14 protein-coding genes are annotated in these 13,427 nt (G+C 37.4%); 5 read left to right on the top strand and 9 right to left on the bottom strand.

Annotation, left to right across the window (positions count from 1 at the left end; translation table 11 throughout):
• Nucleotides 1–44: 44 nt before the first annotated feature.
• Genes gwsS through ABEG20_RS21595 form a run of 4 tightly spaced genes read right to left on the bottom strand, consistent with a single transcriptional unit; the run spans nucleotide 45 to nucleotide 2,520 of the window.
• Nucleotides 45–1,100, bottom strand: coding sequence for a grasp-with-spasm system SPASM domain peptide maturase (gene gwsS / locus ABEG20_RS21610; RefSeq protein ID WP_406825277.1), 1,056 nt, complete (start codon nucleotides 1,098–1,100; stop codon nucleotides 45–47).
• A complete protein-coding gene (locus tag ABEG20_RS21605; protein WP_406825276.1) occupies nucleotides 1,087–1,302 on the bottom strand; it encodes a hypothetical protein in 216 nt (71 codons plus the stop codon). The genes gwsS and ABEG20_RS21605 overlap by 14 nt, the downstream gene beginning before the upstream one ends.
• Nucleotides 1,299–2,264 carry a grasp-with-spasm system ATP-grasp peptide maturase gene (gene gwsG, locus ABEG20_RS21600; protein WP_406825275.1) on the bottom strand — a complete coding sequence of 322 codons (966 nt, stop codon included), beginning with the start codon at nucleotides 2,262–2,264 and terminating at the stop codon, nucleotides 1,299–1,301. The genes ABEG20_RS21605 and gwsG overlap by 4 nt, the downstream gene beginning before the upstream one ends.
• A gap of 55 nt (nucleotides 2,265–2,319) precedes the next feature.
• The gene (locus tag ABEG20_RS21595) at nucleotides 2,320–2,520 is read right to left on the bottom strand and encodes a hypothetical protein (RefSeq protein WP_406825274.1); all 201 of its coding nucleotides are present in this window, start codon (nucleotides 2,518–2,520) and stop codon (nucleotides 2,320–2,322) included.
• A 158-nt stretch (nucleotides 2,521–2,678) separates the two neighbouring features.
• Between ABEG20_RS21595 and ABEG20_RS21590 the strand changes: the two genes are divergently transcribed.
• Both ABEG20_RS21590 and ABEG20_RS21585 read left to right on the top strand, forming a co-directional pair.
• On the top strand, nucleotides 2,679–3,434 hold the full coding sequence (locus ABEG20_RS21590) for an FKBP-type peptidyl-prolyl cis-trans isomerase (RefSeq protein ID WP_406825273.1): 756 nt from the start codon (nucleotides 2,679–2,681) through the stop codon (nucleotides 3,432–3,434).
• A 321-nt stretch (nucleotides 3,435–3,755) separates the two neighbouring features.
• Nucleotides 3,756–3,932, top strand: coding sequence for a hypothetical protein (locus ABEG20_RS21585; RefSeq protein WP_205058620.1), 177 nt, complete (start codon nucleotides 3,756–3,758; stop codon nucleotides 3,930–3,932).
• Nucleotides 3,933–4,031: 99 nt separating this feature from the next.
• On the opposite strand, the gene ABEG20_RS21580 is transcribed toward ABEG20_RS21585, so the two are convergent.
• Nucleotides 4,032–4,322, bottom strand: coding sequence for a DUF721 domain-containing protein (locus ABEG20_RS21580; protein ID WP_406825272.1), 291 nt, complete (start codon nucleotides 4,320–4,322; stop codon nucleotides 4,032–4,034).
• Nucleotides 4,315–5,418: a DNA replication/repair protein RecF gene (gene recF / locus ABEG20_RS21575; protein ID WP_406825271.1), complete on the bottom strand. Its 1,104-nt coding sequence runs from the start codon at nucleotides 5,416–5,418 to the stop codon at nucleotides 4,315–4,317. Before recF ends, ABEG20_RS21580 begins: the two co-directional genes overlap by 8 nt.
• Nucleotides 5,419–5,538: 120 nt before the next feature.
• On the opposite strand from recF, the gene ABEG20_RS21570 reads away from it, so the two are divergent.
• Both ABEG20_RS21570 and ABEG20_RS21565 read left to right on the top strand, forming a co-directional pair.
• Nucleotides 5,539–5,931, top strand: coding sequence for a hypothetical protein (locus tag ABEG20_RS21570; RefSeq protein WP_406825270.1), 393 nt, complete (start codon nucleotides 5,539–5,541; stop codon nucleotides 5,929–5,931).
• 123 nt (nucleotides 5,932–6,054) lie between these two features.
• Entirely contained in the window at nucleotides 6,055–6,720 is a 666-nt protein-coding gene (locus ABEG20_RS21565) for a tetratricopeptide repeat protein (protein ID WP_205058624.1), read from the top strand.
• Between the two features lie 710 nt (nucleotides 6,721–7,430).
• Here the strand turns inward: ABEG20_RS21565 and pth are convergent.
• The 3 genes from pth to ABEG20_RS21550 all read right to left on the bottom strand — a co-directional run bounded on the left by pth (nucleotide 7,431) and on the right by ABEG20_RS21550 (nucleotide 9,853).
• Nucleotides 7,431–7,991: an aminoacyl-tRNA hydrolase gene (gene pth / locus ABEG20_RS21560; RefSeq protein WP_406825269.1), complete on the bottom strand. Its 561-nt coding sequence runs from the start codon at nucleotides 7,989–7,991 to the stop codon at nucleotides 7,431–7,433.
• A 182-nt stretch (nucleotides 7,992–8,173) separates the two neighbouring features.
• On the bottom strand, nucleotides 8,174–8,758 hold the full coding sequence (locus ABEG20_RS21555; protein ID WP_406825268.1) for a 50S ribosomal protein L25/general stress protein Ctc: 585 nt from the start codon (nucleotides 8,756–8,758) through the stop codon (nucleotides 8,174–8,176).
• Nucleotides 8,759–8,911: 153 nt separating this feature from the next.
• The gene (locus ABEG20_RS21550) at nucleotides 8,912–9,853 is read right to left on the bottom strand and encodes a ribose-phosphate pyrophosphokinase (protein ID WP_090504927.1); all 942 of its coding nucleotides are present in this window, start codon (nucleotides 9,851–9,853) and stop codon (nucleotides 8,912–8,914) included.
• 369 nt (nucleotides 9,854–10,222) lie between these two features.
• Between ABEG20_RS21550 and ABEG20_RS21545 the strand changes: the two genes are divergently transcribed.
• A complete protein-coding gene (locus tag ABEG20_RS21545) occupies nucleotides 10,223–13,249 on the top strand; it encodes a DUF2723 domain-containing protein (protein ID WP_406825267.1) in 3,027 nt (1,008 codons plus the stop codon).
• Nucleotides 13,250–13,427 lie beyond the last annotated feature (178 nt).

Raw genomic sequence — 13,427 nt, 5'->3', positions numbered from 1 at the left:
TTCGGGGTTTTATTGTTTTATCCTTTTTATAAGCCATGATGAAATCAGATTGCGTGAATCAACGGACGATCTGTTAACTGATCCCATTCGTTTGTATATGGATCATACCCGCACTTGAGCGGTTTGCTCAATAGATCATCTGGATTTTCGATGTATGCCCTACAATCTGTACAGATATAGCGGAATTCACAATCTTTACAAACTAAAATCTGGTCCTTATGTATTGACCAATAATTTTTAAAAGTATTATTTTCAGAAATAACGCTGTCTAATGTATCTGATGCAATATTTCCATAGGATAACTCCATAGACGGGCAATTTTTTATTTCACCATTTTCATCAATTGCTATTTTTTTATTTAGGCAACTGTTATTCTTTTGGGCTTCTGTAAAAGAGTTAATATTCATTGTAAAATATTTTTGAGAGATAAAACCACAGTGAGCGGCGCTGGATATAATATCTTTCACAAAATAGACCGGCGTTTTATTATTGGACAGAAAGTTTCTTTTAAACGGCGCCGAATGAAATATTACATTACATAATCTTAAATTATGATCAACAATACCCAGTATCTCTTTATCTGTTAAAAGTTCATTGTATTGAACAAATAATTCAACAGATTTTATTGTACTTAACCGCAACAAAGAAAGAATTGCACCGATCTCATCAACTGACGCCTGTCTAAAAAACCTAATCTGTATATCCTGACAGTTTAAATCTTCCAGCTGACTGAATATTTTCTGAAAGTCGTGGGTTACATTTCCAACATCAATAATTGCATTGGTAATTATTGATGGGTGTGCCCATTCCAAATTAAGTTTGGGAAACAGCTGCAGTTCTTCGGCGCTACAAAAAAAACCATACTCTTCATTTAAAAGGAATTCAAAATAATCGTTAAGAACTTCCTTATTTTCCTCACCATAAATAGCCTCAATTTCTGAGATAGACTTACTTGGGAAATCTTCTAAAATAGTATAAAGATCATTAGGAATAAAATTCGATCGGTTTCTTTGCACATCACACAAGAGGGATCGCGAAGCTCCTTTAACCGGTATACAATTGGCGAAAAGCTTAAAATAGATATCATTATTCTCCCTCATCCGATAAACATTTAGATAATGGCTTATGATGCCCTGTACTAATACAAAACCTGGTCTCCAAATCTGGCACTTCTATATACTTAAGAATATTAGCAAGCGTATTGGAATCGGTATATTCAAGATTTCTAAAATTAACAGGCAGGTTACTTATTAAATTTTCGTCAATATATTCTTTGATGTCGACTAATTTTATTTTTTTCATATTAAAAATTCAGCAATTTTTCTTTCTAAATAATAATTGCAGGGATATGAAGTCATGCCGAACTGACCGACAGGATTGACTTCAAAAAATATGTATTCATTTTGCCTGGTGACGGCCATATCAATAGAACCGGTATTTAAACCAAGGGTAGCCATAAGGGTCGTTAGTTTATCCTTTAACTCATTTGGCAGTTCAAAAGGAATAGTCCTGTTGGGTTTTTGCCTGTTGTATTTACGGAAATCTATTGAAGTTTGAGCATCAGCCTGAGAAAATATTGCCATGGCGTAAAATTCCTGATTTAGAAAGAATATCCTCAATTCATATTTCTTTTCTATTTTATTTTGAAACATTGACAAAGCGAATGAAGCGGGAAGTTTATCATAGAGCTCGTTTGTAACAACACTTGTATAACTGTATATGTTGCCCAAATCTATGTGGGAAAACAAAATCCCTTCAGAAATCGCTTTACATATAATCTCGGTATGTTTATCCTTAAATTTAAATAATTCTTCCTTTGAGGTCGTAATTAAAGTTTCGGGGATTTGTATCCCCACATTTTTTGCACACTCCAGAACGATAAGCTTATTCACATCGGTTTTGGAAAAATCACCTAAACTTTTTTTTTGCAATAACTTAAAATGAATGAACTCATTTGTTTTTTTTAACTCGTGCTGCAGATTTATCCTCAGCTCCTTACTAAATAAAAAATCGTCTTTCAGCACAAATTTTGGAAAATCTATTTTAAAATTATCCCTGCGATGCCAAAAGGATTTAATGCTATCTATTGAAATCTCCTCATTTCCTACCTGAAAACTCAACTTCCCTGATAAAATATCCAGACAGGAAATTTTAACTTCCGGATATTCATTGATTCTTGAAACTTTTTCGCCATAATGATGAATCCAACGGATCACATCATTGGTAGCCTGATCTGTTTCACTTGAAATAATCAAAACACTCATATACCATTTATTTATTATTACCTATACTGGTTGTTCCGGTATAGGTAATAATAGCTTACGCCCACATACAATCACCGCCGGTATCTGTTTGGGTAACAGTATCGCCATACGGTGCACCCACATACGTCATACTTGTAGTTTTGGAGTCTGGGCAACGATCTGATTGCTGATCAATTGCTCCCTTAACGTTCTTTAATTCATCATAACTAAGTTGTTTAAATTTAGCAGAATTAAGGCTTTCAAGTTTTTTCTTCATTTTTTTATGGTTTAAAATTGTAAACGAATATAATAAATTGAAATAAAGATTATACTCTACAACTATACTTTTAGTAAAACTATTTTTCTTTTAAAAGAATTGTATCTTTCTCCCCAAATTAAAAACCTACAATTGCAGGAGGTAAAGCAATTTATAACATGAAAAAAGCATTTTTAATAATTCTCATTTCGGGTACAACATTTGTGTGTTTAGCACAATCAAAAAAAATCACAGCTAAAAAACCAGTCAGCGCAACAAAAACAGGGACAGGAATAGTGATAAAATCGTCTTTAGATTCTACCAGTTATGCCTTTGGCACTTCAATTGGTGCCGGTTTAAAAACTACTGGTCTTTCTACCTTAAATTACGAAGTATTGTTAAAAGGTCTGAAAGATGCATTTACCGGCGGGAAGGTTTTATTAACCCAACAGCAAGCCCAACAATGTATAAACGATGCATTAACAAAAGCATCATTGGTAAAAAATAAAGCTGAAGAAGCGGCAAATAGAATTAAATACGCACCAATTATAAAAGAAGGGCAAGATTTCTTAGAACAGAACAAAAAACGTGCAGGTGTACAAACAACCGCAAGTGGTTTACAATACGAAGTTTTAACCCCCGGATCAGGGATTAAACCTACCGCAACAGATTCGGTACAAGTGCATTACAAGGGCACTTTATTAAACGGAGAACAATTTGATAGTTCTTACGACCATGGTAAGCCTGTAACTTTTACCTTAAACCAGGTAATTAGGGGCTGGACTGAAGGTTTACAGTTAATGCCAGCCGGTTCTAAGTATAAATTCTTTATACCCTACAATATTGCTTACGGCGAACGTGGATATGGTCCAAGTATTCCTCCTTACAGCACCTTAATCTTTGAGGTTGAGTTGCTAAAGGTTAACGGAAAATAGATATGCCAACCTTCCTTTCGATCGAAGTGTAACGAAGTCGGGAGCCAGAAGAATCAGGGAAGCTAAACCTAGCTAAGCAGATCTTTCCATTCCACTGCGTTTCAGTCGGGATGATGATTTTTTTGAATATTCATTCTTCACTATGCAGTCAGCCGGTAACAGCTGACTGTTTTTTTTAAATAAGATGATTTCTCAAAACAACTTTTCTACCATATCAGATGGAAACATTTGACACCAAATATAATTTCAGCGAGACAAATCCGGGAATTTATTAAAACTTTCTTGAGTATTCAATGTTAGCTATTACAAATTAAAATGAATATGAAAAGAGCATTCCCTTTAGTACTGATTGCATTTTTATGCACCACCTTAAGCAGTTGTGAACTGGTAGAAGGTATATTTAAAGCCGGCGTTTGGGTAGGCGTAATTGTGGTTGTTGTAGTGGTTGCGCTGGTAATCTGGATTTTGGCCAAAATATTTGGCGGAGGCAGGAGTTAGTTTAGTCTTAAGTCCAAAGTCTATAGTCCTTAGTCGGGATGATTATCCCTATTAAAATATAAAGGGCAAAAATTTTAAGCTTTGCCCTTTTATTATGCCTTACAAGAACACCATTTCGGTAATCACCTCGCTGCCTGCATGCTCATTTAATTTCTGAATGATTCCCTGCCGCACCATAATCAGCTCATTTTTAATAACAGAAGATTCTATCCTCAGAAACAGTTTTTTATCGTGAATATATATCTGTTTTGTGCGGTTGGCAATCGCGGTACCCATTATTTCTGGCCAGACAGATAAGATTGAAGTTTCATCAAACTTACGGCGCAGACGGTACACATCCAGCATTTTGCTGATAGCATCTTTTACCGTAACATCATTGGGTTTACGCATTTTGTATCGTTCCGTTATCTACTTCAAACAAAGTTACATCAACTTCTATTTTTTCAAAAATTGATTTTACCCTCTGTTTTCCTGTATCTGTAATAAATATCTGCCCAAAATCATGGTGGGAAACCATTTGCATTAGTTTTTGAACGCGGTTATCATCAAGCTTATCAAAAATATCATCCAGCAAAAGCAAAGGTTTAAATCCTTTGTTCTTCGCGAGATAAGCATATTGGGCAATTTTTAAGGCTATTAAAAAAGACTTTTGCTGTCCTTGCGAGCCAAACTTTTTTAAAGGCATCCCGCTGATGATAAAAGCCAGTTCATCTTTATGGATACCGGTTGTGGTCCGCTCCAGTACACGGTCTTTTTCTACCGATTTTTTTAACAAATCTTCAAAAGCAGCATCGTTCAGCTGCGATTGATAGTTTAACTCCACAATCTCTTGATTTTCGGTAATGTACGTATAATATTGGTTAAACAATGGAATAAATTCATCCATAAAAGCTTTGCGGGTGGCGAATATTTTATTGCCGGCAATCACCAGTTGTTCATCCAGAATTTCGAGCAGCGTAGGGTCATACTTTCTGGTAAGAGCGATCTGTTTTAGCAAGGCATTCCGGTTTAACAGAATACGGTTATAGGTGATCAATTGATCCAGGTAATGTGCATCGGTTTGCGAAATCACATTATCAATAAACTTTCTCCGCTCCTCACTCCCTTCCATAATCAGGTTTACATCATAGGGAGAAACCATTACTACCGGAAAGAGGCCAATATGATCGGCCAGTTTCTCATATTCTTTTTTATTGCGTTTGAACTGTTTTTTCTGGTTACGCTTTACACCGCAGGAAATTTTTTCGTTTTTATCATTGCGGTCAAAATCACCCTGGATCATAAAAACCTCTTCATTGGCTTTGATCTGCTGGCTATCTATGGGATTAAAGTAACTTTTACACAGGCAGAGGTAGTGAATTGCATCGAGCATATTCGTTTTTCCGGCACCATTATTACCTGTGAACACATTAACAGTTTCCGAGAAGTGAAGATCTGCATCTGTATAATTTTTGAAATTTAGAAGGGTAATATTTTTTAACCACATAAATATGTCACAAATTTACCGTTTTTTAACTTCTTAAAACTCATTGTTTAAAATAATCGTTAATAACATTTAAAAAAACTGTACTTTCATCGCAAGGAGGAATCAATGGTTGCACAAAAAATGTTAGAAGGAAATGTTCTATGGTCTTATGATCATGAACTGAACAACGGTAAAAAATCGAACTGGATTAAAAAAATCGCAGATATATTTTCGTTTTTAAAGCCCGTTCACAATCACGAGGGTGATATTTTACTCGCCTCCAATGGCATTTTTATTACCGGAGATGAACAATTAGAACTACCATTATCCCATATAGAAGAGGTTTATATGGGCTTCGACGATTTATTTCCGGCTTCATCAGCCAAAAACTTTGGTGCATTCTGGCAGCCCATTAGAATCAGATCTATTGTAAGCAACACTGAAAGTCAAACCGTATACCTGGTAATTAACCACACCGGGATTTTTAGTGATAACCAAACCTGGTTTAATACACTGATTAGCTTGTTACGCTAATGATCTTAATGATTTTACGATCTGAACGCCTAATTAACTAATGTTTAATTAAATACTTCAAAATAAAGGTTGATACTTTGATTGAAAAATGTATTTTTGCAATCTTAAATTTTTTAAACAAACATGTCTACAACAGATAACCAGACAATTCAACCAACTAAAAAAGGTTCATTTTTACAAGAGAATAATAAGAGCTTACTGTTTATTGCAGGTGCTGTCGTTTTATTAGTTTTAATATATCTTTGGTATCAAGGCGTGTATTTAAAAGGTCGTGCTGAAGAAGCTGCCAGCAAAATGTACAAAGCAGAACAATTTGTTGGCGTAGATTCATTATCAAACAGAGCAGTTAAAGGAGAAGGTGGTTACCCGGGCTTTGAGCAGATTGCCAAAGAATACGATAATACAAAATCGGCAAACTTAGCTAACCTTTATTTAGGTGGCATTTACTTACGCAAAGGCGAATATAAACAAGCTATTGAGGCTTTAAGCAAATATAGCGCTACGGGCAGCCCGGTTGCAGATCCATTGGCTTTAGGTTTATTAGGTGATGCATACAGCGAATTGAAAGACTATAAACAAGCAGCTACCTATTACAAAAAAGCAGCTGATAAAGCCAGTAAATTTACTTCACCAATGTTCTTAAAGAAATTAGGATTGGTTAACGAGAGCCAAAATGATTTTAAAGGTGCTGTTGAAGCTTATACTAAAGTAAAAACGCAATATCCGGAGAGTGCAGAAGCACAATTAATTGATGCTTACATTGCAAGAGCGCAAGAAAAGGTTAAATAAACACTAACTAAAACATATTGATAAAAAAGATCATCTTTCGATGATCTTTTTTGTTTAGTAGCTTTTCGTAATTGCAAGCGCTGGCCTTTTGACTAAGTTATCAATAACAGATTCTTATAGAAAGATCGTCATCCCGACTGGAGCATTGCAGAATGGAAAGATTTATGAGCCAGATTAAATTGGAAAATAGATTTAGCTTCGCTGAGCACTACATGGTTCTCGACTGGGTTGCACTCCGCTCGAAATAACGACAGTCCGAGACTAACGCGCCAATAATGTTATCTTTTTTTCTTTGGAAATCAGGTACAGGTGCTTTTAGGTTGCTGCATTCCCGCTCTCCGTTAATCCGATGCCACTTATTGTAAAATACAAGCTGCTGATAAGGCATCGGAACCACTGCGATCGGGTTTAGGTGGCAAGGACAGTAGTGCTATCCGGGGTTTGTATGACGCTGACAAATAACGGCTTATTGGGAGACGATGTTATTCAACCCTTTAATAGTAGTAAAGACACTGCCCTTTAGACCTGATTAAAATGGAAAGCCCACAGCGCAGCGAGGACTTGTAATGGAAAGCAGGACGAACATTAAAAAGAGCTACTGTAATTGCTCTTCAAATGATCTTTTTTGAACTACATCACCATTGAGATTTAAATTACAAAAGATCCTTCGCTGCCCTCAGAATGACAGCATGATTTACACAATTAACCATCTATTTATTAAAAGCCGTCATCGTGTGGGCTGGACCAATGGTAACGAAACTCTTAATCAAATCCACACTTTTATCGATTAATACAGGAAGTTCCAACTGCTCATTTTTATCAAACAAACCCAATACAAAATCTACCTGTCTGCCTTTCGGGTAATCGTTTCCGATGCCAAAGCGAAGGCGCGCATAATTTTGTCCGCCGCAAACTTCTTCTATGCTTTTTAGTCCATTATGGCCTGCACTGGAGCCTTGCAGTTTAAGTCTTAATTTGCCTAAAGGTAAAGCAAGGTCATCCACAACCACCAATACATTTTCTGGCGCTATTTTTAACTCTTTCATCCAATAGTTTACGGCTTTACCGCTGAGGTTCATAAAGGTAGTTGGCTTAATTACATGTAGTTTCTTACCTTTAAAACTCACTTCTGCATAATAAGCCAAACGGATATTATCGAAGCTACCACCTAAACCTTTAACCAGTTCATCAGCAATATCAAAACCAATATTATGTCGGGTGTGTACATACTCCGGTCCGATATTGCCTAAGCCAACTATAAGATATTTCATGGAGGCAAAGATAAATAAAAAGGCTGAAGGCGGGAAGGCTGAAGGTTTAAGGTAAAAGCAAAAAGACCAAAGACCAAAGCTTAAAGTAGCGACTACGCATTAAAAACAAAAAAGCGGTACAAAATTGCTTTTGCACCGCTTTTAAAATCTGTGTAATCACATTAATCTGTGAGATCAGCTTACTATTTTTTACCTTTAGCAGCTTCAGTTTCTGCTTGTTTTAATGCTCTAGACATTGCAACAGAAACGATAGTATCTTCAGGAGTGTTGGTGATTACGTATTTGTCACCTTGAAGGTCACGAACACGGAATAAACTACCTACTTCTAATTTCTCTAAGCTCACTTCTACGTTTTGCGGCATGTTAGCCGGTAATGCTTTAACACGTAGTTTACGTAATTTTTGGATTAATTTACCCCCCATTTTAACACCTGGAGAAGTTCCTGTTAATTTAACCGGGATCTCCATTATGATTTCTTTATCATCAAATAACTGAAGAAAATCGATGTGTAATAATACGTCGGTAAGTGGGTGGAATTGAGTATCTTTTACGATAGCTTTGGTTTTAACACCATTCACATCAATCTCCACAAAGTTTACATCCGGGGTATAAATAACATCTCTTAAGTCAGCAATAACTACAGCAAAGTGTTGTTGCTCTTTTCCACCATACAATACCGCCGGAACTTTACCTTCGTAACGAAGTTCCTTGGCATCGCGTTTCCCTACGTTCTCTCTTGGAGAACCGCTAATTGCGATTGTTTTCATTTTTATTTATATTTATTTATTAGTAGTCAGTATTAAGTATCGGGTATCAAGACCTTAAGCCTTCACCTCCTACCTTCAACCTTATTTAAACTCTTTTTATCGCTTCGCGTTTGGCGTCTGGCGTTTTAACCGCTTATCGCTAAACGCTTTGCACTAAACCCTAAACAGATCACTAATTGAGCCGTGTTCGTTTACATTGGCAATTGCCCTTGCAAATAAACTGGCCGTACTTAACACCCTAATTTTCGGACTTTCCTGTTTCAACGGTATGGTATCTGTAACGATCAATTCAGTTAGTACTGAATTCTCTACTGTTTCAACTGCTTTGCCAGATAATACAGCATGTGTACAAACGGCTCTGACACTTGCGGCACCATTTTCCATAATCAAAGCCGCAGCTTTTGATAAGGTTCCGGCAGTATCACAAATATCATCGATCAATACCACATCCTGTCCGGTAACATCACCAATAATCGACATGGATTCGATTTCATTCGCACGTTTACGGCGTTTATCGCAAATAATTACCTCGGCATTAAAAAACTTGGCAAAAGTACGTGCCCGGTATGAACCACCCATATCTGGAGACGCAATCGTTAAATTTTTTAAGCCTAGGCTTTTGATATAAGGTACAAAGATGACCGATCCATCTAAATGATCAACCGGAATATCAAAGAAACCCTGAATCTGTGCAGCATGTAAATCCATCGTCATGATGCGGTGAATACCTGCTGATTTCAATAAGTTAGCTACCAATTTGGCACCGATTGCTACACGTGGTTTGTCTTTTCTATCCTGACGGGCTAAACCATAATAAGGAACCACTGCTGTAATATAATGTGCCGATGCTCTTTTAGCAGCATCAACCATAAGCAAAAGTTCCATTAAATTATCGCTGGGCTGATAAGTAGACTGGATTAGAAAAACATCACTACCACGAATTGACTCATCAAAGGAAGGTTGAAACTCGCCATCACTGAATTTGTGAATGGTTACGCTACCAAGTGGCTTGCCGTAATGTTCGGCAATCTTAAGTGATAATCCCTTAGAACCTGTTCCGGAAAAAAGCTTTACCGGGTTAAACTGCAATGGCATGGGTTCGTATAGTTACGGTTAAAAAAAATCGGATCATGTCTATTTAAAACATGATCCGTTATTAAATTTTAGTTGTCCGACCTGGATTCGAACCAAGACAAACGGTACCAAAAACCGTTGTACTACCCTTATACTATCGGACAAGCTTTCTCGAGGATATTCTCCTCGAAAGGGAATGCAAATGTAGGAACCTTATTTTAAATATGCAAGAGTGATTTTAAAATATTTTTAATTTCTTTCCTGCTGTTCCTGTTTGCGATGCAAAGATAAAAAAATCATCATATAGGATGCAACATTTTCTTTTTTTATACGACTTTTTTTACTGCGAACCACTTAAATCATTTATTATCAAAAGACTAAAATTAAACTATGAATTACTCAAGGATCAACACCATTGGAGGCTGGCTCTGTTTTATTATTGCGGCACTCTCATACATCTTAACTTTAGATCAATCTGTAAGTTTCTGGGATTGTGGCGAATTCATTTCTTCTGCCTTCCGGATGGAAGTGGTTCACCAGCCTGGTGCTCCGATAGTGTCTATGATCCAAAGATTATTTTCGGCACTCGCTTTCGGCGATAAAACCAGGGTAGCCTATTTCATTAATATATCTTCTGCACTTGCAAGTGCAGGAACCATACTCTTTTTGTTCTGGACCATTACGGCACTGGCCAGGAAAACAGTAATTAAAAAAGGTGAAGACATCACCAATCAAAAAATTACCGGGATTATGGGCGCCGGTTTGGTCGGTGCATTGGCTTATGCTTTTTCTGACAGTTTCTGGTTTTCGGCTGTAGAGGCCGAGGTTTATGCCATGTCGTCGCTCTGTAGTGCCATCGTATTCTGGGGCATTTTGAAATGGGAATCGCAGGCTGATGAACCGAAATCAGACCGCTGGTTACTTTTTGTAGCATACATCATGGGGATTTCAATTGGCGTACACATTTTAAACCTGCTTACCATTCCTGCATTAATATTTGTTTATTATTTTAAAAAGAATCCTTCGCCAAGCTGGCAAAGTATTCTAAAAATATTTTTTGTCTCCATCGCAGCCTTAGCTATGGTGCAATTTGGCGTCATCCAATATGTGGTATCGCTTGCAGCAAGCTTCGATTACTTTTTTGTCAATACCATGAACCTTGGCTTCGGTTCGGGAATACTGTTTTTTGCTGCTTTATTGATCGGAAGCTTAGTTTATGGTATCCGTTATTCCATCCTTAAAAACAAAAGGGCTTTAAACCTGATCCTATTATTCACCGTACTACTTTTATTTGGATACAGTTCTTTCGCATTGCTGGTTATCAGGGCGCAGGCCAAACCTAACCTGAACAATTATAATGTAGATAATGTATTCTCGCTTTCGAGGTACCTGGGTCGCGACCAATATGGCGACAGGCCTTTACTTTATGGAGAGAATTACAATTCAGAAAAAACCGGAATTAAAGAAACGGGCAAGATTATCCGGAAAGGCGATCAAAAATATGAACCTGCAGGCACAAAATCTGAATATATTTTTGCCGATAAAACTTTACTGCCACGGATGTACAGTGACAAACCTGAACATATTACCTTTTACAAAAGTTACATGGGATTTGATGATGAACATCAACCTACCCTGCTCGATAACTTAAAATACATGTTTTCTTTCCAGACCGGGCAAATGTACATGCGCTACTTTATGTGGAATTTTGCAGGCAGGCAGGATAATGAAGATGGACAGTTTGGCGGAAAAGACGGCAACTGGCTTAGTGGCATAAAACCTTTGGATGCCATCAGGCTTGGCAATCAAAAAAACCTTCCACCATCCATTGTAGAGAATAAAGCCTATAACAGGTTTTTCTTTTTGCCGCTAATCATCGGTTTAATTGGTGCAGTTTGGCACTTTAAGCGTAATCAAAAAGATGCAGGTATTATCGGTTTACTTTTTGTATTTACCGGGGTGGCCATAGTTGTTTATCTAAATTCTGTTCCGATTGAGCCACGCGAAAGGGATTATGCTTACGTAGGCTCGTTTTATGCTTTTGCCATCTGGATCGGTTTAGGGGTATTTGGATTAAAGGACTGGGTTTTCCAAAAATTAACACTCCAGCGTGCAAGTATTTTTGCTACCATTATAGCCTTGTTTGGGGCCCCGATCATTATGGCCAGCCAGGGTTGGGACGATCACGATCGTTCTGATAGCCATGTGGCGAGAGATATGTCGGTCAATTACCTAAAATCCTGCGCGCCCAATGCCATCTTATTTACCTATGGCGATAACGACACCTATCCGGTTTGGTATGCACAGGAGGTAGAAAATATCCGTCCGGATGTGCGCGTGGTGAATTTAAGTTTATTCACTGCCGACTGGTATATTGATGGGATGCGAAAAAAGCAAAATGAATCTGCTCCTTTACCCATCACTTTAAAGCATGAGCAATATGTAGAAGGCACGAGGGATATCATGTATTACCAGGATTATAAGATTGCACAGCATATTGAGTTACAGGAAATTTTAGACATATTGTTATCCGATCATGACGAAGATAAAGTAACCATGACAGATGGTTCTAAATACAATGTGCTACCGACCAAAAACCTTAAACTGGCCGTAAGTCCGCAGCAGGTATTAGATACGGGAACTGTACCAAAAGAAGATGCCGGAAAAATAGCCGATAGTATGGAGTGGACTTATAATTCGAATTTTGTAACCAAAGGTACTTTAGTTTTATTTGATATTTTGGCACACAATAACTGGGAACGGCCGATTTATTTTAGCGGCGCCATGCCGAACGAGCAATACTTAGGGCTTAACAAGTACCTTTATTCGGAAGGTTTAAACAAAAGGCTCCTACCTTTGAAACCCGATGCGGCTATCACACAGGATTTTGATCGCATAAACCTGAAACCAATGTACAATAACCTGATAAATGTGTATAGCTTCGGCAACATTAAACATGCCAACCATTTAGACAGGCAATCTGCCGATGATGTAACCATGTTATCGAACATGTTTAATGGTTTATTAACCGGGCTCATTAATGAAGGTAAAATTACTGAGAGCAAAAACGTGGCAAATAAATACTTTGAAGTAATTCCGGCTAAATTTTACAGCATGCGCCAGGTAATAAGCACTTATTATTTTACTGAAAACCTGTATCGGTTAAATGACTTAAACCATGCAAATGCCATGATCAAAAAAACGGCCGATTACATAGACAGGGAACTCACCCATCTGGCGGATGTTTCAGAGAGTAAAAACCAGCTTTCTTCAGAACAGGATGTGCGTTTCTACTTAGGTTATTTAGGCCAAATGGTCAAACTAACGGAGGTATTTAAACAGGTAAGCCTGAGCAAAAGCCTCGAAAAACAATATAACGATCTGATGGTAAGGTTTACGCCTTTTGCTGCAGGATAGGCAAAAAACATTCCAGATGTAACCCATGAGCAGATTTCAGCTTTCTGCTTATGGGTTTTTGCTTTCCAATAAATTAAAATCCTTTATGTTAAAGCCCTTAAGCCGTTAAAAATTGTTAAATCAATGCAAAAATTTAACCGTTTTATCGACTAGAATAGTTAATTTCGGCAGCATTTTT

This window comes from Pedobacter sp. KACC 23697 (assembly GCF_045348445.1).
In the GTDB taxonomy this organism is placed as follows: Bacteria; Bacteroidota; Bacteroidia; order Sphingobacteriales; family Sphingobacteriaceae; genus Pedobacter.
The sequence above is the reverse complement of the archived record's forward strand: the minus strand, read 5'-3'. Positions and strand labels throughout refer to the sequence as shown.

Coding starts and splice junctions, on each gene's coding strand:
- gwsS (WP_406825277.1), bottom strand. CDS start 1,100: ATGAGGGAGAATAATGATATCTATTTTAAGCTTTTCGCCAATTGTATA.
- ABEG20_RS21605 (WP_406825276.1), bottom strand. CDS start 1,302: ATGAAAAAAATAAAATTAGTCGACATCAAAGAATATATTGACGAAAAT.
- gwsG (WP_406825275.1), bottom strand. CDS start 2,264: ATGAGTGTTTTGATTATTTCAAGTGAAACAGATCAGGCTACCAATGAT.
- ABEG20_RS21595 (WP_406825274.1), bottom strand. CDS start 2,520: ATGAAGAAAAAACTTGAAAGCCTTAATTCTGCTAAATTTAAACAACTT.
- ABEG20_RS21590 (WP_406825273.1), top strand. CDS start 2,679: ATGAAAAAAGCATTTTTAATAATTCTCATTTCGGGTACAACATTTGTG.
- ABEG20_RS21585 (WP_205058620.1), top strand. CDS start 3,756: ATGAAAAGAGCATTCCCTTTAGTACTGATTGCATTTTTATGCACCACC.
- ABEG20_RS21580 (WP_406825272.1), bottom strand. CDS start 4,322: ATGCGTAAACCCAATGATGTTACGGTAAAAGATGCTATCAGCAAAATG.
- recF (WP_406825271.1), bottom strand. CDS start 5,418: ATGTGGTTAAAAAATATTACCCTTCTAAATTTCAAAAATTATACAGAT.
- ABEG20_RS21570 (WP_406825270.1), top strand. CDS start 5,539: ATGTTAGAAGGAAATGTTCTATGGTCTTATGATCATGAACTGAACAAC.
- ABEG20_RS21565 (WP_205058624.1), top strand. CDS start 6,055: ATGTCTACAACAGATAACCAGACAATTCAACCAACTAAAAAAGGTTCA.
- pth (WP_406825269.1), bottom strand. CDS start 7,991: ATGAAATATCTTATAGTTGGCTTAGGCAATATCGGACCGGAGTATGTA.
- ABEG20_RS21555 (WP_406825268.1), bottom strand. CDS start 8,758: ATGAAAACAATCGCAATTAGCGGTTCTCCAAGAGAGAACGTAGGGAAA.
- ABEG20_RS21550 (WP_090504927.1), bottom strand. CDS start 9,853: ATGCCATTGCAGTTTAACCCGGTAAAGCTTTTTTCCGGAACAGGTTCT.
- ABEG20_RS21545 (WP_406825267.1), top strand. CDS start 10,223: ATGAATTACTCAAGGATCAACACCATTGGAGGCTGGCTCTGTTTTATT.